The sequence below is a fragment of the Serratia sp. BFP-2025 genome, from assembly GCF_050880365.1.
In the GTDB taxonomy this organism is placed as follows: Bacteria; Pseudomonadota; Gammaproteobacteria; order Enterobacterales; family Enterobacteriaceae; genus Serratia; species Serratia surfactantfaciens.
Map to the genome: position 1 here is coordinate 3,098,142 of NZ_JBPAFV010000001.1, position 21,799 is coordinate 3,119,940.

Here is a 21,799-nt window from a genome sequence, read left to right on the forward strand (position 1 = left end):
TCTGGCCGCAAAACCCGGGGATGAGCCGGGGGGCGGAGACTGAAAAATAACGCTAACTTGATGTAAAAAAAGGTAAACAGGCACAAATCCTGCACGTTACCCCTTAGGCTAACGCGTTTTAAGTTTACAGGGTATTTTTTGCGCATTTTTTAAGGAGCTGTAATGCAACAACAGATAACGCGCTGGCTGGAACAATTTGGTTTGGAATTCGGCGGAGTGATGTCGCTGTTGATGGTATTGGGGTTGATTGTTCTGATCTCGGTGGCGATCCACCTGGTGCTGCATCGGGTGGTGTTGGCTGCCCTTCAGCGCCGTGGCCAGCAATCGCAGCGCGTCTGGCAACAGGCTATCACCCAATACAAACTGTTCCAGCGCGTGGCGCTGCTGCTGCAAGGGGTGATCATCAGCATCCAGGCCACGCTGTGGCTGCAAAGTGGCAGCCAGACCCAGGCGGTGATCGTCACCGCCGCGCAGGTGTGGATCCTCGCCTTCACCCTGCTGTCGCTGTTCTCGCTGCTGGATACGCTGCTGGCGCTGCTGCGCCAAAGCCCGATTTCCAATCAGCTGCCGCTGCGCGGCATTTTCCAGGGCCTGAAACTGGTGGCGGCGATCCTGATCGGCATCATGATCGTCTCGCTGCTGATGGGCAAATCGCCGCTGCTGCTGCTCAGCGGACTGGGTGCCATGACCGCGGTCTTGATGTTGGTGTTCAAGGATCCGATCCTCGGGCTGGTGGCCGGCATTCAGCTTTCCGCCAACGATATGCTCAAGATCGGCGACTGGCTGGAAATGCCGAAATACGGCGCCGACGGCGCGGTCACCGACATCGGCCTGACCACGGTCAAAGTGCGTAACTGGGACAACACCGTCACCACCATCCCCACCTACGCGCTGATCTCCGACTCGTTCAAAAACTGGCGGTCGATGTCGGAATCCGGCGGGCGCCGCATCAAGCGCAGCCTGAATATCGACACCGGCAGCGTGCACTTCCTGTCGGAAGAAGAGCAGCGCCGCCTGCAGCGCAACCCGCTGCTGCACAGCTATCTGAATAACAAAACCCAGGAGCTGAGCCAGCACAACCAGGAGATCGCCATCGATCTGGCCTCGCCGCTCAACGGCCGCCGCCTCACCAACCTCGGCACGCTGCGCGCCTATCTGGAAGCCTATCTGCGCGCTCACCCACGCATTCACCAGAACATGACGCTGATGGTGCGCCAGCTGGCGCCGACGCCGGAAGGCCTGCCGCTGGAAATCTACGCCTTCACCAACACCACGGTCTGGGCGGAGTATGAAAGCATTCAGGCGGATATTTTCGACCATATCCTGGCGGTGATCGACGAATTCGGCCTGCGCGTGCACCAGACGCCAACCGGTAACGATCTGCGCGGCATGCTGCTACAAAGCGCGAACGCTTCCTGACATCGGCTGACGTAAAGATGTCTGCTGGTAATGATGTCCTTTCAATTGCCAGCAGATATCTCCATCCCCTTCTTTTCCCCAGCGAAAACGGCGTTAATGCGCCATCACCTTCACCACCGAGAGGGAAAGCCCTTGCTGAAACGGTTACGTCATCGGCTGTTCACCCTGATGGCCACCCTGCTGTTTATCGGCTGCCTGCACAGCGCTTCGCTGGATGAAAGCCGCATGCCCCGCAACCTGCAACCTTCGTTGAGCGCTCTGAGCAGCAACCTGCAGGACATTCGCGAAGTGCTGGCGCGCTGCGCCGGCGAGGAAGAGGAGGAACGCCTGAACGACGGCGGCATACGCATCGAAGCGCGCGCCGCCGGGGAGGATGAAGTGGAAGATAAACCCTAAAAAAACACCGGCCTTAGCCGGTGTTTTCCATTTAGTCTTGCTGCGTCGCCAACGGCGCGCGTTTTTTCTGATGGTTGACCTTGAACCAGTATCCCGCCAGCAGCAATACCACCCAGACCAGGCCGGCGTACAGCGAGACGCGAGTGGTCGGGAAGTAGCCGATCAGGCCGATGATGAACACCAGGAACACGATCGCCACCACCGAGGTGAACACCCCGCCGCGCAGCGGGAACGCCAGCTGCTTCACCTGCTCTTTGCTCAGGCTGCGGCGGAAGGCGATTTGGGAGAACAGGATCATGATCCACACCCACACGGTGGCGAAGGTCGCCAGGGAGGCGATCACCAGGAACACGCTCTCCGGCATGATGTAGTTGAGGTACACCGCCAGCAACAGCGCCAGCATCATCACCACTACCGTCACCCAAGGAATGCCGCGTTTCGATACCTTGCTGAACATCTTCGGCGCGTGCCCCTGTTCGGCCATGCCGTGCAGCATGCGACCGACGCCGAACACGTCGCTGTTGATCGCCGACAGTGAAGCGGTGATCACCACGAAGTTGAGGATGCCCGCCGCCACGGTGATGCCCATATGCTGGAAGGTCAGCACGAACGGGCTGCCGTTGGTGCCCACCTGGTTCCACGGGTAGATCGACATGATGACGAACAGCGTGCCGACGTAGAACACCAGAATGCGCCATGGCACCGAGTTGATAGCCTTCGGAATCGATTTTTTCGGATCTTTGGCTTCGCCGGCGGTGATGCCGATAATTTCAATGCCGCCGTAAGCGAACATCACCAGCTGCAGCGACAGGATCATGCCGATAAAACCGTTGCTGAAGAAGCCGCCGTTCGACCACAGGTTATGAATGCCTGTCGGTTGCCCGCCGTTGCCGATACCCCAGATGATGATGCCGATACCGGCCGCGATCATGATGATGATGGTGGCGACCTTGAAGAACGAGAACCAGAACTCCAGCTCGCCGAACACCTTGACGCTCATCAGGTTGATGGCGCCGATGATCAGCACCACGCTCAGCACCCAGATCCAATGCGGCACTTCCGGGAACCAGACGCCCATATAGATGCCGAAAGCAGTCACGTCGGCGATGGCGACAATCAGGATTTCAAAGCAGTAAGTCCAGCCGGTGATGTAGCCCGCCATCGGGCCGAGGTAATCCTGCGCGTAACGGGAAAACGAGCTGGCCTGCGGGTTGTTGACCGACATCTCCCCCAGCGCGCGCATGATGATAAAGGCCACGATGCCGCCGATCAGGTAAGCCAGCAGCACGCTCGGGCCGGCCATTTTGATGGCGTCCGCCGAGCCGTAGAACAACCCGGTGCCGATGGCCGACCCCAGCGCCATAAAGCGGATGTGACGCGTGCTGAGGCCGCGTTTCAGCTTATTGTCGGGGGCAGTGGTGGGTGACTGTTGTTGCATGAAGATGACCCATAGTTTTAAACGTAAAAAAGCCACGGACATGTCCGTGGCCCTAGATTAAGCCGGGGGATTATCAGTGCGCGGTTACTTGAGAACGCGTGCACACCCGATCATAAATCGCGACCAGCACCAGCATCAGCAGCGAAGGCGGCAACCATGCCAACCCCTGCTCCGCCAGCGGCAGGTGAGTGGTCCAGGCCGGCAGCAGCTGCTGGAAGCTGGACGCTTTCACTGCGTCAAGGATACCAAACAACAGGCTGACAAGCATCACCGGCGCGATGATGCGCGGTGCGCTGTGCCACCAACGCAGGGTGAAGCTCAGCACCACCAGCACGATGCACGGCGGGTAAATCGCGGTCAGCACCGGAATGGAGATCTGGATCAGGTGGCTCAGACCGAGGTTGGACACCACCATCGAGAACAGGCCCAGAATAAACACCAGCGTCTTGTAGGAGAACGGCAGGTATTGCGCGAAGAACTCAGCGCAGGCGCAGGTCAGGCCTACCGCAGTCACCATGCAGGCGATGAAGATCAGCGCCGCCAGGAAGAAGCTGCCCAGGCCGCCGAAGGTGTTCTGAACGTAAGCGTGCAGGATCACCGCGCCGTTGGTAGCGTCCGGCACCAGCGCGCCGCTGCCGGAACCCAGCTTGAACAAGCTCAGATAAACCAGCGTCAGGCCCACGCCGGCGATCAAACCGGCCAGAATGGTGTAACGGGTCAACAGACCGGCGTCTTTCACGCCGCGCGAGCGCGCCGCGTTGACGATAACGATGCCGAATACCAGCGCGCCCAGCGTATCCATGGTCAGATAGCCGTTAACGAAACCGGAGGAGAAAGGCACGCTCTGGTAAGCCGCCGTCGCCGGAATCGGCGCGCCGGCAGGCCACAGCAACGCGGCGATGCCCAGTACGGCTAACGCGACGATCTTTAGCGGCGCCAGCACGTGGCCGACGGTATCGAGCAGGCGGCCCGGATACAGGGAGATGCCAATCACCAGCGCGAAATACACCAGGCTGTAGATGAACAGCGGCATGGCGCCGTCGCCGGTCAGCGGGGCGATGCCCACTTCAAAGGAGACGGTGGCGGTGCGCGGCGTCGCGAACAGCGGGCCGACGGCCAGGTAGCAGACGGTCGCCAGCAGCAGGCCGGCGCCGCGGCCAATCGGCGAACTGAGGGCGTCGATGCCGCCGCCGACGCGCGCCAGCGCGATGACGGTGATGACCGGTAGGCCGACGGCGGTGATCAGGAAGCCCAGCGCCGCAGTCCAGACATGTTCACCGGACTGTAAACCGACCATCGGCGGGAAGATGATGTTCCCGGCCCCGACGAATAAGGCAAAGGTCATAAAGCCCAATGCCAGGATATCTTTTGACGTTAAACGATGACTCATACGATGTCGTGTTGCCTGTTCAAATGAAAAAAATTGTCCGATAGCGTGGTGGCGTGACGCCCCACCCGGTTGCCGGCATGCCCGACCATCGCAGCGCCAAATAAGCACCCTAAACGCAATCGTTCCGGCGTTTATGTCCCTATTCGAAAGTGGCCGCTCATGAAGATGGGCAAAGTTTTAGGAGTTATAAAAATGGATGTTTAATCCGACAACGAGGGCTAAGGTAAACGTTTATAGCGCTTCTAGGCAAGACGCACGGCGAAAAGCAGAGCTATCGACCATATAAACTTTAGCCACCAGTCGATCATATTGGCTATCAATAAATATACACTACATGATTTGTATCATTTTTGAACAGCCAATTCACGAAACGTGAAGCATATATCACTTTACCGCGCGAAAACGCCAATAAAAGCCCGGTTTTCGCGTGGCATAAGCTCCATTTCGGCGTGAGAAAAGGCGAAAATTACGTCGCTTTTTGTCGCTTATTGCATCATGGCCGGCGCAAGCGGCTGCAGCCCGAGCGCCTGGCGGGTCTTCTGCAGAGCGGCCGGCGGCAGAGGCAGATAGCCGTCGTGGTTGACCAGGCTCTGTCCTGCGGTCGACAGCACGCGATCGAGGAACGCCGCGGTCAGCGGCTCCAGCGGTTGATTGGGGGCTTTGTTGATGTAGATATACAGGTAGCGCGACAGCGGGTAGCGATCGTTGCGCACGTTGGCGGCGGTAGGCGCGACATAGTCCTCCCCCGACTCCGCCAACGGCAGCAGCCGCACGCCGCTGGCGCGAAAACCGATGCTGGCGTAGCCGATGCCGTTGAGCGAACCGGCCACCGCCTGCACCACCGAGGCCGAACCGGGCAACTCATTGACGCGCGGCATAAAATCGCCGCCGCACAGCGCGCGCAGTTTGAAATAGCCGTAGGTGCCGGAAGCCGAGTTGCGGCCAAAGCGTTGCAGCGAGCGCGTCGCCCAGTCGCCGCTCAGACCCAGTTCGCCCCAGCGCGTCAGCGGCTGGCTTTCACCGCAGCGCCGGGTGGCGGAGAAAATACGATCGAGTTGCTGCAAATTGAGGCCGCGCAGCGGATTGTCCTGATGCACCAACACCACCAGCGCATCCACCGCCACCGGCACCGCCAGCGGCGCATAGCCGTAACGATGTTCGAACGCCGAAACCTCGGCCGCCTTCATCGGCCGGCTCATCGGGCCCAGCTGCGCGGCGCCCGCCGCCAACGCGGTCGGCGCGGTCGACGAACCGGCGGCCTGGATCTGCAGATTAACGTTGGGGTAATGCTGGCTGAAGTCCTGCGCCCACAGCGCCATCAGGTTCGCCAGGGTGTCGGAGCCGACGCTGGACAGATTGCCCGCCAGCATGCCGTCGGGCTGCGCCAGTGCGCCACGTCCGGCCAGCAGCGCCAGGCAAAGCAACAGCCCTCGGGTAATTCGGGTCATACCGGTGTCTCGCGTTAATTTTTCACCGCATTCTCTGATAAAGCGGCCGGAACAATCAACCGGTTGGGTAAGGTAAAGATAAAGCGGGTGCCGATCCCCGGTTCGCTGAGGATCTCCAGCCGCGCGTCGTGATGGCTGAGCGCGTGTTTGACGATCGCCAGCCCCAGCCCACTGCCGCCGGTCTGGCGCGAACGGGCCTTGTCGACGCGATAAAAACGCTCGGTCAGGCGCGGAAGGTGCTCGGCGGCGATGCCCGGCCCGTTGTCGCTGACCTGGAACTGCGCACCATGTGCCGTCTGCTGCCAGCTGACTTCGATATGGGTGCCCTTCGGCGTGTGGTTGACCGCGTTGTACACCAGGTTAGACACCGCGCTGCGCAACTGGTCTTCATTGCCGAACACTTTGAGCTGTTCGTTCACCCGGAAAGCGATCTCGTGATTGCCGCCGCTCAGCGATTGCGCCTCGCGCTGCAACACCCGCAGCATCAGCGGGATATCCACCCGTTCGTTCATGTCGACATTGGGCGCCGCCTCGATGCGCGACAGCGTCAGCAGCTGCTTGACCAGCCCGTCCATCCGGCGGGTCTGCTCTTGCATGGTGCTCAGCGCCTTGCTGCGCAGCGAGCCGTCCTGCTCTTCGTCGCCCATCATTTCCAGGTAGCCCTGCAGCACCGTCAACGGCGTGCGCAGCTCATGGCTGACGTTGGCGAAGAAGTTGCGCCGCGCCCCTTCCAGCTGGCGCATCTGGGTGACGTCGCGCGCCACCATCAGCAGTTGCCCTTCGGAATAGGGCATCACGCGGAATTCGACGTAATGTTCGTTGTTCAACTGCAGCGTCAGCGGACGCGAAAACTCCTGCTGTTGCAAATAGTGGCTGAACTCCGGATAACGCAGCAGGTTGAGGATGTGCTGGCCGTTGTCTTCCGGCCAGCGGAAGCCGAGCAGATGCTGCGCCAGACCGTTGCACCAGAAGATATTGCCTTCGACGGTGGTCATCACCACCGCGTCAGGCAGCGATTCGGCCCCGCTGCGAAAGCGCTTGATAAGCAGCGCCAGCTCGCGGCGGCGGCGGCGGTTGCGCTGCTGCATCTGATACAGGCCATAGAATAGCGGCTCCCAGCTCCAGCGGCCGGGCGGCGGCGTCATGCTGCGGTCGATCCACAGCCAATGGGAGAGTTTGAGCTGGTTGTAGAAATTCCACACCAGCGCAGCCAGCGCAGAGGCCAGCAGGAACCAGGGCAGATAACCGAAAATCAGCCCCAGCAGTAAGGCGGGCAGACAAAAAAGAGCCAGCTCCAGAGCCAGCCTCTTCCACGACAGACGTTCTAACACGGCATATTCTCCAGCGCGGCGCGATCAGTAGCGCGTTGAGAACCGGTAGCCGGTGCCCCGAACGGTTTGAACCATTTTATCATGCCCACTGGTTTCTAACGCCTTGCGGAGCCGACGGATATGCACGTCAACGGTACGGTCTTCCACATAAACGTTAGTGCCCCAGACGTGATTAAGCAACTGCTCGCGGCTATAAACCCGCTCCGGGTGGGTCATAAAGAAGTGCAGCAGCTTGAACTCGGTCGGCCCCATGTCCAGCGCCTGATCGTTCGCCATCACGCGGTGAGAGGACGGATCCAGGCTTAGCCCTTGCATTTCAATCACTTCTTCCACCGCCATCGGTGAAATACGGCGCATGACCGCTTTGATGCGCGCCACCAGCTCCTTGGGCGAGAACGGCTTGGTGATGTAATCATCCGCCCCCACTTCCAGGCCGCGCACCCGGTCTTCCTCTTCGCCGCGCGCGGTCAACATCATCACCGGGATATCGCGGGTCAGCGCTTCGCGCTTCATATGCTTGATAAACTGAATGCCGGAACCGCCGGGCAGCATCCAATCGAGCAACACCAAATCAGGGAACGGCTCAGACAGGCGCGTCACGGCGCTGTCATAATCCTCGGCTTCCAACGGTTGGTAACCATTCTGTTCCAACACAAAGCACACCATCTCACGGATCGGCGCTTCGTCTTCCACCACCAGTATGCGTCTTGCCATCGTCAATCCTGCCAATGTGTTAGCGACTTTGCGGGCGCCATTATGCGTCAGTTTTGTGACACTTTTATGAAAAAAAGCGGCTGTTATAGGCAGTAAGCATAGCGATTATTTCCCGCAGTAAAGAAAAATCATTCCGCTGCCCTCGCCATTGCGCCGGGACAGCCGGCGCCGCGGCCTTTATAATCATCGCCATTACCTTTGCACCCGGGAGTGTCATGCGCCTGATCCACACCTCTGACTGGCACCTTGGCCAGTACTTTTTCACCAAAAGCCGCGCCGCCGAGCACCAGGCTTTTCTGAACTGGCTGATCGAACAGGTAGAGCAGCAGCAGGTGGATGCGCTGATCGTCGCCGGGGATCTGTTCGATACCGGCTCGCCGCCCAGCTACGCCCGCGAACTGTACAACCGCTTCGTGGTGGAACTGCAGCGCACCGGCTGCCAACTGGTGGTGCTGGGCGGCAACCACGATTCGGTGGCGACGCTGAACGAATCGCGTGAACTGCTCTCCTGCCTGAACACCACGGTGATCGCGAGCGCGCAAGGCGCCCCCGAACAGCAGATCCTGGTGCTGAACCGGCGCGACGGCCAGCCGGGCGCGGTGCTGTGCGCCATCCCGTTCTTGCGGCCACGCGATCTGCTCACCAGCCGCGCCGGCGAATCCGGCGCGCAGAAACAGCAGGCGTTACAGGAAGCCATCGCCGAACATTACCAAACGCTGTATCAGGCGGCCTGCGAGCGCCGCGACCAATTGGGCCTGCCGCTGCCGATCGTCGCCACCGGCCACCTGACCACCGTCGGCGTCACCACCTCCGACTCGGTGCGCGACATCTATATCGGCACCCTCGACGCCTTTCCGGCGCAGGCCTTTCCTCCCGCCGACTATATCGCGTTGGGCCACATCCACCGCGCGCAGAACGTCGCCAAATCGGAGCACATTCGCTATAGCGGCTCGCCGATCCCGCTCAGCTTCGATGAACTGGGCAAAGCCAAAAGCGTCTTTATGGTCGATTTCGCCGACGGCGCTTTGCAGCAGGTGGAAGCGTTAACGATCCCGCAGTTTCAGCCCATGCAGCTGATCAAAGGCGATCTGGCCGAGATCGAACGGCAGCTGCGCCAGTTTGCCGATTATGACGGTGAGCTGCCGGTGTGGCTGGATATCGAAGTGGCGACGCAGGACTACCTCAGCGACATCCAGCGCCGCATTCAGCTGCTGGCGGACGAGCTACCGGTGGAAGTGGTGCTGCTGCGGCGCAGCAAAGAACAGCGCCGCCAGGCGATCGCACAGCAGGATAAGGAAACGCTCAACGAACTGAGCGTCAACGAGGTGTTCGAGCGGCGCCTGGCGCAGGAGACTGAGCTGCCCGAAACGCGCCAACAGCGGATGCGCCAAATGTTCCGCCAGGTGGTCGATGCGGTGCAGCACAACGCCGAGGAGAACAACCCATGAAAATCCTCAGCCTGCGCTTAAAAAACCTCAACTCGCTGCAGGGCGAATGGAAGATTGACTTCACCGCCGAGCCGTTCGCCAGCAACGGTCTGTTCGCCATTACCGGCCCGACCGGCGCGGGCAAAACCACCCTGCTGGACGCCATCTGCCTGGCGCTATACCACCAGACGCCGCGCCTCAACGTCACGCCAAGCCAGAATGAACTGATGACCCGCCATACCGCCGAATCGTTGGCGGAAGTCGAGTTCGAGGTCAAGGGCGTCGGCTATCGCGCCTTCTGGAGTCAGCGCCGCGCCAAAAACGCGCCGGACGGCAACCTGCAGGCGCCGAAAGTCGAACTGGCGCGCCGCGAAGACGGCAAGATCCTGGCGGACAAAGTGCGCGACAAGCTGGAGATCACCGCCGCCATCACCGGGCTGGACTTCGGCCGCTTCACCAAGTCGATGATGCTGTCTCAGGGGCAGTTCGCCGCCTTCCTCAACGCCGACGCCAACGATCGCGCCGAGCTGTTGGAAGAACTGACCGGCACCGAAATCTACGGGCGATTGTCCGAACAGGTGTTCGAATCCCACAAACAGGCCAAAACCGATCTGGATGGGCTGCATCAGCGCGCCAGCGGTATCGAGCTGCTGAACGACGAACAGCGCCACTCCCTGGCCGAACAGCTGACGGCGCTGAGCGGGCAGGAAAGCGCTCTCGGCGAGCAAACCCGGCAACAGCAACAGGCGCTGAGCTGGTTACAACAATGGCAGCGATTCCGGCAACAGCAAAACGAGGGGCGGCAACGGCTGGAAAACGCCCAACGCGAACAGGCCGAGGCCGCCCCACAGCTTCACCGGCTGGCGCTCAGCGAACCGGCCGAAAAATTGCGGCCGCTGCGCGGCGAACGCGATCGCTGCCGCGCCGAGCTGCAGACGATACAGCAGCAAGCGGCCCTGCTGACGCAGCAGCAGGAACAGCAGTCGGCGCAGCTGGCGCCGCTGCAGCAGGCGGTAGAAAAGACCCGCCTGGCGCAGCAAGCCCATGCCGAGCACATGCGGCAACAGCAACAGCTGATCGATGAGCAGGTCGCCCCGCTCGATCATCAGATCGCCCAACTGCAATCGACACAGGCCGAACGGCGACAGGCCGGCGATGCTGCCGCGCAGCAGTGCGCCCAACAGCAGGCGGCGCTGGAGCAGCTCACCGTTCAACGCAATCAACTGACGACGCAGGGCGCACAGCATCAGCAGCAATTGAACGCGCTGACCCAAGCGCTGGCCGTTCAACAGCAGCAGCAGCAAACGCTGGAGGCGCAAACGCCGCTGGCCCCGCTGCGCCAGCGCCTGAGTGCCCTGGCGGATCTGCGTCCAACGCGTCAGCAGTTGTCCACGCTCGCCACCCTCCACCGTCAGACCCGCGAGCGGCTGACCCGGCAACAAGCGGAGCACGCCGGACGACAAACGCAACTCGCCGAGCTGCAACAACAGCTGGAGAGCGCACGCCATCAATTCAAACAACACAAGACGCAGCTGCAGGAAGTAGAGCGGATCCACGAGCTGGAAAAACGCATCGTCAGCCTGGAAGCGGAGCGTGCCCTGCTGCAAAGTGGCGCCCCCTGCCCGCTGTGTGGCTCGACCACCCACCCGGCGGTGGAGCAATATCAGGCGGTGCAGCCTTCGGCGACGGAGCAGCGGTTGGTTGAGATGCGCACCCTGGCCGAGAAACTGCAAACCCAGGGTACCGAACTGCGAACCCGCTGCGAAAGCCTGCTGGAACAGCAGCAGCGCCAGCAGCAAACCATCGCGCAGGATGAACAGCAGCTGGCCGGCCAACAGCAGCAGTGGCAGCAGCTCAGCGCGCCGCTGGCGTTCGACTTTACGCTGGCGGATGACGAGCCGCTCAGCGCCTGGCTGAGTGGCTGCGACGATGGAGAGCGGCGCGGGCAACAGGCGCTGCAGCAGCATGAACAATCGGCGCAGGCGGTACAGCAGGCGAAAGACGCGCTCACGGCGCTGCAAACGCAGCAGCAGCAGGCGCAGCAACAGCTGGCGTTGCTCGAAGAGCGCTTTACGCTGCTGCAAAAAAACCACGCCGATAGCCTGCAACAGCAACAAGACCTGCAACAACGCTGGCAAGAAGGCGAGAAAATCCTCGCCGAACGGCGTGCGCAGCGGCTGGCGCTGTTCGGCGAACAGCGGATCGCCGAGGTGCGCGAACAGCTGCGCGCCAAACAAACCGCCTGCGAACAGGCCAGTGTTCAGGCTGCCGAGCAGTGGCAAAAGGCGCAGGAACTGCGCGAACGCCTGGCAGGCCAACAGGCCGGGCTACAACAGCAATACGCCCAAATGCAGGAACGGCTGCAGCAGGCGCAGCAGCAGTGGCAGCAGGCGCTGGCCGACAGCGAATTCGTCGATGAAACCGCCTTCGCCGCCGCGCTGCTGGACGACGCCCTGCGCCGCGAATTGCAGCAGCGCAAAGAGCAGTTGCAGCAGCGGCAGGTAGAGGCCACCGCCCTGCTGACACAGGCGACGCAAACGCTGGAGCAGCATCGGCAGAACCGCCCTGAAGGGCTGGATGAAGCCAACGCGGATATCGACGCGCTCACCCAATCGCTGGCCGAGCTGGCGCAGCAGTTGAAGGTGCTGCAGCTGCGCCAGGGCGAACTGCGCAATCAGTTGGAAAGCGACGCCGCCCGCCGCCTCAATCAGCAGGCGCTGTTCGAGCAGATCGCCCGCAGCCAGCAAGACTACGATGACTGGAGCTACCTCAACCAGCTGATCGGCTCAAAAGAAGGCGACAAGTTCCGCCGCTTCGCTCAGGGGCTGACGCTCGATCATCTGGTTTACCTGGCCAACAACCAGCTCGGCCGGCTGCACGGACGTTATCTGCTGCAGCGCAAGACCAGCGATGCGCTGGAACTGCAGGTGGTCGACACCTGGCAGGCGGATGCGCTGCGCGATACCCGCACCCTGTCCGGCGGCGAGAGCTTCCTGGTCAGCCTGGCGCTGGCGCTGGCGTTGTCCGATCTGGTCAGCCATAAAACCAGCATCGACTCGCTGTTCCTCGACGAAGGCTTCGGCACGCTGGACGCCGAAACCCTCGATACCGCGCTGGATGCGCTGGACAGCCTGAACGCCTCCGGCAAAACCATCGGCGTGATCAGCCACGTCGAGGCGATGAAAGAGCGTATTCCGGTGCAGATCAAGGTGAAGAAGGTTAACGGGCTTGGCGTCAGCCGGCTGGAAGCGCACTTCAGGCTGGAATGATCCCGCGGCGCGCGGCGCAGAAGTGTGACCGCGGCGGCACTCCGCGGTGAAAAGCGTTGAGCCGCAGCGGGCACGGGTTATTATGCCAACATAATAGGATTGTTACTGTATCCCCTCCGCCGCTCAGGGCCGCAGGGCAGAAACATAAAATACAGGCAAAACCTGACGCCCGGGATCGCTTCCGGGCGTCAGGTTTTTTCGTTTTCAGGATGCTGAAACACCGGGAAAAACCATGAAAATCGCTAAAATACTCAATAATAACGTGGTGATTACGCTGGACGACCGTCAGGAAGAGACGGTGGTGATGGGAAAAGGAATCGGCTTTAAAAAGAAGCCCGGCGATACGCTGGACGAAAGCCTGATCGAAAAGGTATTCACCCATAACGGCGGTGAAATCGCCGAGCGCTATAAAGAGCTGCTCGCCGAGATCCCGCTGGCCTGCGTCACCACTGCCGACAGGATTATCACTCTCGCCCGCGAACGCCTGCCGGGCAAATTGCATAACATCGTCTACATCACGCTGACCGATCACATCCACTTCGCCCTGCAGCGCCATGCGCAAGGGCTGGATATCAAAAATGCGCTGCTGTGGGAGATTAAAAAGCTCTACCCGGCCGAGTTCGCCGTCGGGCTGGAGGCGCTGGCCCTGATCGCCCAACGGCTGGATACCGTGCTGCCGGAAGACGAAGCCGGATTTATCGCCCTGCACCTGGTCAACGCCCAGCTTAACGACGAGATGCACAACACGCTGCACATCACCCGCGTGATGCAAGAGATCCTTAACCTGGTCAAATACCACTTCCGCTTTGATTACAACGAGGAAACCCTGAGCTACCACCGTTTCGTCACCCATTTGAAGTTCTTCGCTCAGCGCCTGCTGGGGAAAAACTACGTCGACAGCGACGACGACTCGCTGTATCAGGTGGTGAAAGAGAAATACCGCGAGTCTTTCGCCTGCGCCGGCAAGATCAACCGCCACATCGAAAAGCACTATCAGCATCAGCTCACCACGGAAGAGATGATGTTCCTGACCATTCATATCGAACGGGTTCGCAGCGAAAGTGAGGAAAAGCCGGCTTAACGGCGGGCGTCCGCCACCCGCACGCCGTACTGCGGAAACACCGCGTCGGCGGAGATCAGCGTCAGCCCTTCGGCCTGCGCCTGTGCGATCAGCATGCGATCGAAAGGATCCTGATGATAGGGCGGCAACTGCCCGGCCTGTTGGCAGTGAAAGGCGTCCATCGGCAGCGACAGAAAATCTTCGGCCTCGATGATCGCAAAGATATCTTCCGGCAGCGCCAGTTTACCCAGCGCCTGCTTGATCGAGATCTCCCAAATGCTGGCCGCGCTGACGTACACCGCATTGCCCGGATCGGCGATCTGCCTTTTGGCGTTCGCGCCCAGGCAGGCGTCATCAATCAGCCACCACAGCAATGCGTGGGTATCCAGCAGCAAGCGCTTCATTCATCGCCCTCAAACAGCGCCGCAATGGCCGCGTCCCCCGCGTTGAAATCCGCCGGCACGGTGAACTTGCCCTTGGCGGCGCCAGGGCGGCGCGCTTCGCCCTTGATGGCGACCAGCTGTACATACGGCTTCCCTGCTTTTGCGATAATCACGGTTTCTCCCTCCGCGGCTCTGTCCGCCAGCTGGCTCAGATTGGATTTTGCTTCGTGCATATTGGCCTGAATTGCCATACGCGTCCTCCTTAGCTAAGTTAGCTAAAGCATAAAGCGCCGTCCAGTTTTTGTACAGGGAAGGGTTTAAAGCGCGAGCTTGCTCGCGCTTTGTTGCAACGCTTAGCGCTGCTGTTGCGGCCACAGCCAGGCCGCGCCGCGCACGCCGCTGGAGTCGCCGTGGACCGCCTTGCGGATCGGCGTTTCACACTCGCCGCCGAACACCCAACTTTTCACCAACGCGGGCACCGTGCGGTACAAACGATCCACGTTGCTCATGCCGCCGCCGAGCACCACCACGTCCGGATCCAGAATGTTGATCACGTGCGCCAGCGATTTCGCCAAGCGCATTTCGTAACGTTCGATCGCCTGCACCGCCAGCGCATCGCCCCGCTCACTCAGCGCCATGATCTCATGCCCTTGCAGCGCGTTGCCGCTCAGGCGCGCATAGTCGGTGGCGAAACCTGTGCCGGAAATAAAGGTTTCGATGCAGCCCGGCTTGCCGCAGTAGCACGGCACTTCGCGGGCATAGCGCAGCTCATCGTCATCCTGCCACGGCAGCGGATTGTGGCCCCATTCGCCGGCGATGCCATTGCCGCCGGAATGCGCCTGGCCGTTCAGCGCCACGCCGGCGCCACAGCCGGTGCCGATGATGACCGCAAACACGGTTTTCGCGCCGGCGCCGGCGCCGTCGGTGGCTTCCGACACCGCCAGGCAGTTGGCGTCGTTGGCGATACGCACCTCGCGCGCCAACAGCGCCGACAGATCCTTATCCAGCGGCTGGCCGTTGAGCCACACCGAGTTGGCGTTCTTTACTCGCCCGGTAAACGGCGACAGCGTGCCGGGAATGCCGATCCCGACCGATCCTCGTTCGCCGGTATGATCCTCCGCCAGTTTCACCAGTCCGGCGATCGCCGCCAGGGTTTGCCGGTAGTCATGGCGCGGCGTGGCGATGCGATGGCGAAACAGCTCCCGCCCGTCATTCGCCAACGCGATCACTTCAATTTTCGTTCCACCCAAGTCGATGCCAATGCGCACGTATTTTTTCTCCTCGATGCCGCGCAGCGTTGTCACAGCCTAATGTAAGCGCGCGAATGAATCACCTGTTTCCCATTCTCCGTCCCGTCCTTTCCCGATGCGCAAAGCGACGCAATTCGGAGAGAATGGGGCGATTTTTCAGCGTCAATTCGTTATCATGCCGCCCTGCTTTTGACGAATCAGCGTGCCGAACGCACGCCCAGCCAGGGATAACATTATGCTGTGGTTTAAGAATTTGATGGTTTACCGTTTGAGCCGCGAAGTGGCGTTAAACGCGGATGAAATGGAAAAACAACTCAGCGCGTTCGCCTTCACGCCGTGCGGCAGCCAGGACATGGCGAAGACCGGCTGGGTCTCCCCGATGGGCTCGCACAGCGATGCGCTGACGCACGCGGTCAACGGCCAGATCGTCATCTGCGCGCGCAAGGAAGAGAAAATCCTGCCGTCGCCGGTGATCAAGCAAGAGCTGCAGGCCAAGATTGAGCGCCTGGAAGCGGAGCAACACCGCAAACTGAAGAAAACCGAGAAGGACGCGCTGAAGGATGAAGTGCTGCACAGCCTGCTGCCGCGCGCGTTCAGCCGCTTCAACCAGACCTTCATGTGGATAGACACCGTCAACGATCTGATCATGGTCGACGCCGCCAGCGCCAAACGCGCCGAAGACACGCTGGCGCTGCTGCGCAAGAGCCTCGGCTCGCTGCCGGTGGTGCCATTGACCATGGAAAGCCCGATCGAACTGACGCTGACCGAATGGGTGCGTTCCGGTGAGATGCCGGCTGGCTTCGCCATTCAGGATGAAGCGGAATTGAAAGCGATTCTGGAAGAAGGCGGCGTAATCCGCTGCAAGAAGCAGAATCTGATCAGCGACGAAATCGCGGTGCACATCGAAGCCGGCAAGCTGGTGACCAAGCTGGCGGTGGACTGGCAAGAGCGCATCCAGCTGATGCTGTCGGACGACGGCTCGCTCAAGCGCCTGAAGTTCGCCGACACGCTGCGCGAACAGAACGACGACATCGATCGCGACGACTTCGCCCAGCGCTTTGACGCCGACTTTATCCTGATGACCAGCGAGCTGGCGGCGTTGATCAAAAACACCATCGAAGCGCTCGGCGGCGAAGCCCAGCGTTAATCTCGCCTCAGAAATGACTAGGGCCCAGCATCCGCTGAGCCCTGCGTTCCCCTAGCGAACAAAATTTATTTGCTCAGGTAGCGGCACAGATAGGCGGTGGCGTCGGCCACCTGCAGGTTGAACTCGCTGTGCCCCGGCACGAAGAACTTCTCGCCCGGCGTAAACACTTGCCAGTCCGGCGCTCCCGGCAGCAGCACTTTCAGCGCCCCGGTGATCACTGTCATTTCTTCCGGCTGCGCGGTGGAGAAGGTGTATTCGCCCTCTTCCATCACACCCACGCTGGTAAGACCGATGCTGCTACTGTCAAAACCGATAGACTTCACTTTTCCGGCAAAATACTCATTCACTTTCAGCATAGACTGGCACCCGCGTAATCATCTTGATGGAAAATCCATATTGGGGGATTGCGGTTGATCTGTCACTGGTTTTTCGCGCGAAATGCGATCGCGGCGCAGAGGCAAAGGTTTCCGTGCGTCACGCTCAGGCCATCGCCATGAAACAACCGCGTCAAAAACCCGCGCCGCGCAAACTGAAATCGATCGGCAGCGTCAATTCCACCGTGCCGTTGACGTAGGCGTCCGACGGCGGCGTGGGCAGCGGCGAAGCGCGTTTGACCAGCGCCTGGATTTCGCGATCCAGCGACGGCAGCCCGGCGCTGCTGACCAGCGTCACCGCCAGCACGTGGCCCTGTCTGTCCAGCGTGAAACGCACCTGCCCGACGCCCTGGCGCTTCAGCCGCAATGCGTCTTTAGGATAACGCTTAAAGCGATTCAGGCGGCTGCTGATGCGGCTGCGCCAGTTGTCCTCCCCCGCCTGAGCATAGGGAGTCAGGCGAGTTTGCGGCGCGGCCGTTTTATCCGCGCGGCCCGGCGGCGGCGCGCCGACGTTGTGATCCTGAACCCTCGGCGGCGCGATGGTTCTCTCCTGCGGCGGCGTGCGGGGCAGGTTGTTTTTTTTCACCGGCTTAGGCGGTTTTTTCTGTTTCGGCGGCACGGCGATGTTCGGCTGCGCGGCGTCGGGCACTTTCACTAGCGGCAACGGCTCCGGTGGCGCCGGCGGTTCAACCTGAGGCGGCAGCGTCCTTTGTCCCGGCGGTTGTTTCGCCTCGGCCGGGGCCTGCGGTGCGGCGGCCATCAGCACCATCACCGCCGGTGGCGGTACCCACGGCGGCTCGGCCTTGTCTCGCCAGGGCCAAAGCAGCGCTACAACCAGCAGATGCAGCGCCAGCACCAACACCAGACAACGGCGCCAGGGCATGGTGGCACCGGGCGCGGCGAAAGGCAGCGGCGAAACCGACATGCTCACTCTTCCGTCAGCGCCAAATGGAGGCGATCGGTCAGCGGTTTGAACAGATAGTTCATCATCGAACGCTCACCGGTGCGGATGAAGCCTTCGACCGGCATCCCCGGGCGGATTTCCAACCCGCTCAAGCGTCGCAATCCTTCTTCGCTGACCTTGGCGCGCACGCTGTAATAAGGCGCGCCGCTTTTCTCGTCGGTCAGGCGATCGGCCCCGACCAGCGTCACTTCTCCCTCGACGCGCGGCGTGGTGCTTTGGTTGAACGCCGAGAACAACAGCTCGACCGGCAACCCCACCTGCACTTTATCGATCAACTCGACCGGGATGCGCGCTTCTACCTGCAGCCCGCGATCGCTGGGCACGATCTCCATCAGCTGCTGACCGGCGCCGATCACGCCGCCTTCGGTGAACACGCTCAACCCCACCACGGTGCCCGCCACCGGCGCTTTCACCTGCGTATGCCCCAAATCGGCTTCCGCCTTGGCCAGGCGGTTATCCAGCTCGTCCAGTTTCATCCGCACCTCGGCCAGCTGGCTGCTGACCTCTTTCTGATACTCTTCCCGCCGCTGGATCGCCCGCAGTTTCAGCTCCAGGATCTGGCGCCCCAGACGGCCGATATTGCCGCTGTCCTCGGACGCCTGGCCATCGATCTGCGCATGCTGCCCCTCCAGATCCAGCAGCCGATTGCGCGCCACATACCCTTGCGCCGCCAGCTTGCGCATGCCGCCCAGCTGCTCCTGCAGCATGGCCTTTTGCCGCTGTTTGCTGGCATAAGACTGCCGAACCCCTTCCAACATCGCCTGCGATCCGGCGATGCTTTCCGCGATCGCCGCCAGCTCGCTCTGCAGTGCCGCACGGCGGCTGGTGAACAGCTGCTGTTGCAGCAGCATCAGTGACATCACTTCCGGCTCTTCTCGCCGCGCTTGCAGCGATGGCGGGAAAGCGATCGCTTGCAGGCCGTCGCGCTCGGCTTGCAGCCGCGCCTGCTGTGCGGCATTGCTCAACTGCTGGCTGCGCAGCGCATCGCGCTGGGTGCGGCTGTCGACGGTATCCATCAACAACAGCACCTGCCCGGCGCTGACCCGGTCGCCCTCATGCACCTGAATCTGCGACACCACGCCGCCGCTCGGGTGCTGCACCGCCTTGCGATTGCCCGCCACCACCACGCTGCCGGAAACCGGCACGCCTTTGTCCAGCGGCGCCAACAGCCCCCACAGCAGGAAACCGCCAAACCCCAGCACCACCAGCCAGCCTCCCAGCCGCAGGTAGCGACCTTCGTCGAACTGCCGGGAAAGGGTGTCGATATCGCCGGGAATCACACTCTGATTGCTCATACTTTTCGTTCACCGCTGGCCGTTTTGGCGAAGTTGGCGTAATTGACGTTGAAGCCGCCGTTGCTGCGCCCGGCATTGGCCGATGCAGCGGCAGCGGCGGGCGCAAAACCAGGCAGTTTTTTCAGGATGGCGTCGCTGGGGCCGAAGTGCTGTATCTGGCCGGCGCTCAGCACCAGCAATTTGTCGGTGGCCGCCAGGATCGCCGGTTTGTGGGTCACCAACACGATGGTGGTGCCACGCGCCTTCAGCGCTTCGATCGCCTGCTGCAGCGCCCCTTCCCCTTCGCGATCGAGGTTGGCGTTCGGTTCGTCCAGCACCACCAGCGCCGGAGATCCATACAGCGCGCGCGCCAGCGCCACCCGCTGACGTTGGCCGCCGGACAGGCCGCTGCCGCCTTCACCCAGCTCGGTCTCATAGCCTTTCGGTAAATGCAGGATCAGCTGATGCACGCCGGCCAGCGCCGCCGCGGCCACCACCTTCTCGGCGTCGACCTGCCCAAAGCGAGCGATGTTGTCCGTCAGGGTGCCGGCGAACAGCTGGATATCCTGCGGCAAGTAACCGATATGCGGCCCGAGTTGTTGCTTGTCCCACTGCTGAATGTCTGCACCGTCCAGCCGCACGTCGCCGCTGAGCGGCGTCAGCGCGCCAACCAGTTGGCGCATTAGCAGGGTTTTGCCGGAGCCGGACGCGCCAATCACGCCCAGCACCTCGCCGGCCTCCAGACGAAAACTGACGCCGTGCAACACCGGCGCCGTGCCGCCTGGCGCACTGGCGGTCAGCTGATTCACGGCCAATGTACCGCCGGGCGCCGGCAGCGGCAGACTCGGCATTCGTGGCGGGTTAGCGGCCAGCATCACCTCCAGCCGCTGCAGGGACTGGCGCGCCGATGACCACTGCTTCCAGGCGCCGATCAGCTGATCGATCGGCCCCAGCACCCTGCCGATCAGGATCGATCCGGCGATCATCATGCCCGGCGTAATGTCGCCGTTGACCGCCAGCAGCGCGCCGCAGCCCAACATCAGCGACTGAAGCGCCAGCCGCACGGTTTTCGACCAGGCAGTGACCGCGGCGATTTTCTCGCTGGCGCGGTTCTGCAGCAGCAGGAACTGCTGATGCTGCCGCAGCCAGCGCAGGCGCAAGTCGGTCAACATGCCCATGGCGGCGATGGCTTCGGCATTGCGCAGGTTGCCGTTGGCCTGTTGCGTGGCGCTCAGCGCGACGCGGCCGGCCTCCGCCAGCGGCGCCTGCGACACCCGCTGGTTGAGCCAGGCCAGCAGCACCAGCACGATCACCCCGGCGCTGGCCAACGCGCCAAGCCAGGGATGGAGCAGAAAAACCACCAGCAGATAAACCGGGAACCAGGGGGCATCGAAAAAGGCGAACAGCGCATTGCCTGTGGCGAACTGGCGCAGGTTGGTCAGATCGTTCAGCGCCTGCCCCGCCAGCGGGTTGCCGGTTTTCAGGTTGGTTTCGAAGGCGGCGTCGTAGACCCGCTGATTGAGGCGCATATCCATCTGGGCGCCAAGGCGGATCACCACCTGGCTGCGCACCCACTCCAGCAGCCCCATAAACAGATAAAGGCCGACCACCATCAGGGTCAGCATCGCCAGCGTCATGCGGTTGCCCGACGGCAACACGCGATCGTAGACCTGCAGCATGTACAGCGCCGGGGCCAGCATCAGCAGGTTGATCACTGCGGTAAACAGCGCAATGCCCCAAAATCCGCGCCGGTATGCGCCCAGCACGCTCATCACTTCTCCGCGCCTGACGGCGTTTTTCATGGCGTTTTCCATCGGCTAAAAACGAGAAAACGCCCGCCGGGGCACGCGGCGCCGGCGGGCAAACGGCCGCGATCAGGCCGCCAGCAATTCCGGGCTGTCGGCGTGCTGCACGCCCACCGCCGTCGCCGCCGCCACCTGATCGAAGGTGGAGTTGACGCTCAGACCGTAGTCGTCGAGGATGCCGTTCAGCGCGGTTTCCAGCGCGCCGGTATCGCCGGACATCAGGCCGTACACCACCTGGTGTACCACGCCATCGTGGCCCTGCGCCTGCAGGCTGCTGAGATTCAGGCCGCCGAAGCTGACGTCAGGCACCTGGATGTTGTACGGCGTAGAGCCGCCGCCGTTCAGGCCGTCGCCGAACGACAGGGAATCCAGTTGACCGTACAGGGTGTGCGCCGGTGCGTTGAACAGGGTGTAGGTCAGGTTGCCGCCCGCCACGAACGAGGTGATGTTATTGGCGGTGCTGGTCACGGCATATTGGCTGCCGGACAGGCTGCCGCCGTAGAAACCGCCGCTGTTGGAGTCGGTGACATTACCGTTGGTGTGGTTGATATCGCCAAACGACGACGCCCACTCGTTCAGATAGTTATGGATGCTGTAGCTGCCGAAACTGCTGTCATAATTGACTGAAAATGCCATTTCTCTATCTCCATTGATGAACGGCGCCCCTTGCGAGGCGACCTCTGTGCTCAACGATGAGCAACGCCCTTTTA

General features: G+C 61.6%; 19 protein-coding genes. 6 read left to right on the forward strand and 13 right to left on the reverse strand.

Features of this window, described 5'->3' with window-relative positions:
* Window positions 1–162: 162 nt before the first annotated feature.
* Both ACRAWE_RS14875 and ACRAWE_RS14880 read left to right on the forward strand, forming a co-directional pair.
* Entirely contained in the window at window positions 163–1,419 is a 1,257-nt protein-coding gene (locus tag ACRAWE_RS14875) for a mechanosensitive ion channel family protein (RefSeq protein WP_063918831.1), read from the forward strand.
* Window positions 1,420–1,551: 132 nt separating this feature from the next.
* A complete protein-coding gene (locus ACRAWE_RS14880) occupies window positions 1,552–1,815 on the forward strand; it encodes a hypothetical protein (RefSeq protein WP_063918830.1) in 264 nt (87 codons plus the stop codon).
* Window positions 1,816–1,846: 31 nt separating this feature from the next.
* Here ACRAWE_RS14880 and proY read toward each other — a convergent pair whose 3' ends face one another.
* The 5 genes from proY to phoB all read right to left on the reverse strand — a co-directional run bounded on the left by proY (window position 1,847) and on the right by phoB (window position 8,136).
* Window positions 1,847–3,253 (reverse strand): proline-specific permease ProY, encoded by a 1,407-nt coding sequence (proY, locus tag ACRAWE_RS14885; RefSeq protein WP_019454218.1) that lies wholly within the window; start codon window positions 3,251–3,253, stop codon window positions 1,847–1,849.
* Between the two features lie 73 nt (window positions 3,254–3,326).
* Complete coding sequence (gene brnQ / locus ACRAWE_RS14890; protein ID WP_038873241.1) at window positions 3,327–4,643, reverse strand: branched-chain amino acid transport system II carrier protein; 1,317 nt, start codon at window positions 4,641–4,643, stop codon at window positions 3,327–3,329.
* 485 nt (window positions 4,644–5,128) lie between these two features.
* A complete protein-coding gene (locus ACRAWE_RS14895; RefSeq protein ID WP_019454220.1) occupies window positions 5,129–6,091 on the reverse strand; it encodes a PstS family phosphate ABC transporter substrate-binding protein in 963 nt (320 codons plus the stop codon).
* A gap of 14 nt (window positions 6,092–6,105) precedes the next feature.
* Window positions 6,106–7,422 carry a phosphate regulon sensor histidine kinase PhoR gene (gene phoR, locus ACRAWE_RS14900; RefSeq protein ID WP_019454221.1) on the reverse strand — a complete coding sequence of 439 codons (1,317 nt, stop codon included), beginning with the start codon at window positions 7,420–7,422 and terminating at the stop codon, window positions 6,106–6,108.
* Window positions 7,423–7,446: 24 nt separating this feature from the next.
* On the reverse strand, window positions 7,447–8,136 hold the full coding sequence (phoB, locus tag ACRAWE_RS14905; RefSeq protein WP_004940438.1) for a phosphate response regulator transcription factor PhoB: 690 nt from the start codon (window positions 8,134–8,136) through the stop codon (window positions 7,447–7,449).
* Window positions 8,137–8,351: 215 nt separating this feature from the next.
* Here phoB and sbcD point away from each other — a divergent pair, with 215 nt between their 5' ends.
* The 3 genes from sbcD (at window position 8,352) to licT (ending at window position 13,913) form a co-directional block, all read left to right on the forward strand.
* On the forward strand, window positions 8,352–9,584 hold the full coding sequence (gene sbcD, locus ACRAWE_RS14910) for an exonuclease subunit SbcD (protein ID WP_019454223.1): 1,233 nt from the start codon (window positions 8,352–8,354) through the stop codon (window positions 9,582–9,584).
* Window positions 9,581–12,832 carry an exonuclease subunit SbcC gene (gene sbcC, locus ACRAWE_RS14915; protein WP_432525525.1) on the forward strand — a complete coding sequence of 1,084 codons (3,252 nt, stop codon included), beginning with the start codon at window positions 9,581–9,583 and terminating at the stop codon, window positions 12,830–12,832. Before sbcD ends, sbcC begins: the two co-directional genes overlap by 4 nt.
* A 232-nt stretch (window positions 12,833–13,064) precedes the next feature.
* Complete coding sequence (gene licT / locus ACRAWE_RS14920; protein ID WP_432525526.1) at window positions 13,065–13,913, forward strand: BglG family transcription antiterminator LicT; 849 nt, start codon at window positions 13,065–13,067, stop codon at window positions 13,911–13,913.
* On the opposite strand, the gene ACRAWE_RS14925 is transcribed toward licT, so the two are convergent.
* The 3 genes from ACRAWE_RS14925 to mak all read right to left on the reverse strand — a co-directional run bounded on the left by ACRAWE_RS14925 (window position 13,910) and on the right by mak (window position 15,543).
* Entirely contained in the window at window positions 13,910–14,296 is a 387-nt protein-coding gene (locus tag ACRAWE_RS14925; protein ID WP_019454226.1) for a type II toxin-antitoxin system VapC family toxin, read from the reverse strand. The two genes, licT and ACRAWE_RS14925, sit on opposite strands and share 4 nt — an antisense overlap.
* Window positions 14,293–14,526: a type II toxin-antitoxin system Phd/YefM family antitoxin gene (locus ACRAWE_RS14930; protein WP_019454227.1), complete on the reverse strand. Its 234-nt coding sequence runs from the start codon at window positions 14,524–14,526 to the stop codon at window positions 14,293–14,295. Before ACRAWE_RS14930 ends, ACRAWE_RS14925 begins: the two co-directional genes overlap by 4 nt.
* Window positions 14,527–14,628: 102 nt before the next feature.
* The gene (mak, locus tag ACRAWE_RS14935) at window positions 14,629–15,543 is read right to left on the reverse strand and encodes a fructokinase (RefSeq protein WP_063919577.1); all 915 of its coding nucleotides are present in this window, start codon (window positions 15,541–15,543) and stop codon (window positions 14,629–14,631) included.
* A 217-nt stretch (window positions 15,544–15,760) separates the two neighbouring features.
* Here mak and rdgC point away from each other — a divergent pair, with 217 nt between their 5' ends.
* Window positions 15,761–16,672: a recombination-associated protein RdgC gene (gene rdgC, locus ACRAWE_RS14940; protein ID WP_004940461.1), complete on the forward strand. Its 912-nt coding sequence runs from the start codon at window positions 15,761–15,763 to the stop codon at window positions 16,670–16,672.
* A 65-nt stretch (window positions 16,673–16,737) separates the two neighbouring features.
* Here the strand turns inward: rdgC and ppnP are convergent, their stop codons facing one another.
* The 5 genes from ppnP to ACRAWE_RS14965 all read right to left on the reverse strand — a co-directional run bounded on the left by ppnP (window position 16,738) and on the right by ACRAWE_RS14965 (window position 21,725).
* Window positions 16,738–17,028, reverse strand: a complete 291-nt coding sequence (ppnP, locus tag ACRAWE_RS14945) for a pyrimidine/purine nucleoside phosphorylase (protein ID WP_004940463.1) — start codon at window positions 17,026–17,028, stop codon at window positions 16,738–16,740.
* Window positions 17,029–17,179: 151 nt separating this feature from the next.
* The gene (locus tag ACRAWE_RS14950) at window positions 17,180–17,971 is read right to left on the reverse strand and encodes an energy transducer TonB (protein WP_432525527.1); all 792 of its coding nucleotides are present in this window, start codon (window positions 17,969–17,971) and stop codon (window positions 17,180–17,182) included.
* Window positions 17,972–17,973: 2 nt separating this feature from the next.
* On the reverse strand, window positions 17,974–19,305 hold the full coding sequence (locus tag ACRAWE_RS14955; RefSeq protein WP_019454230.1) for an HlyD family type I secretion periplasmic adaptor subunit: 1,332 nt from the start codon (window positions 19,303–19,305) through the stop codon (window positions 17,974–17,976).
* Window positions 19,302–21,086, reverse strand: a complete 1,785-nt coding sequence (locus ACRAWE_RS14960; RefSeq protein WP_432525528.1) for a type I secretion system permease/ATPase — start codon at window positions 21,084–21,086, stop codon at window positions 19,302–19,304. The genes ACRAWE_RS14955 and ACRAWE_RS14960 overlap by 4 nt, the downstream gene beginning before the upstream one ends.
* 72 nt (window positions 21,087–21,158) lie before the next feature.
* Window positions 21,159–21,725, reverse strand: a complete 567-nt coding sequence (locus tag ACRAWE_RS14965; protein WP_004940479.1) for a heme acquisition protein HasA — start codon at window positions 21,723–21,725, stop codon at window positions 21,159–21,161.
* Window positions 21,726–21,799 lie beyond the last annotated feature (74 nt).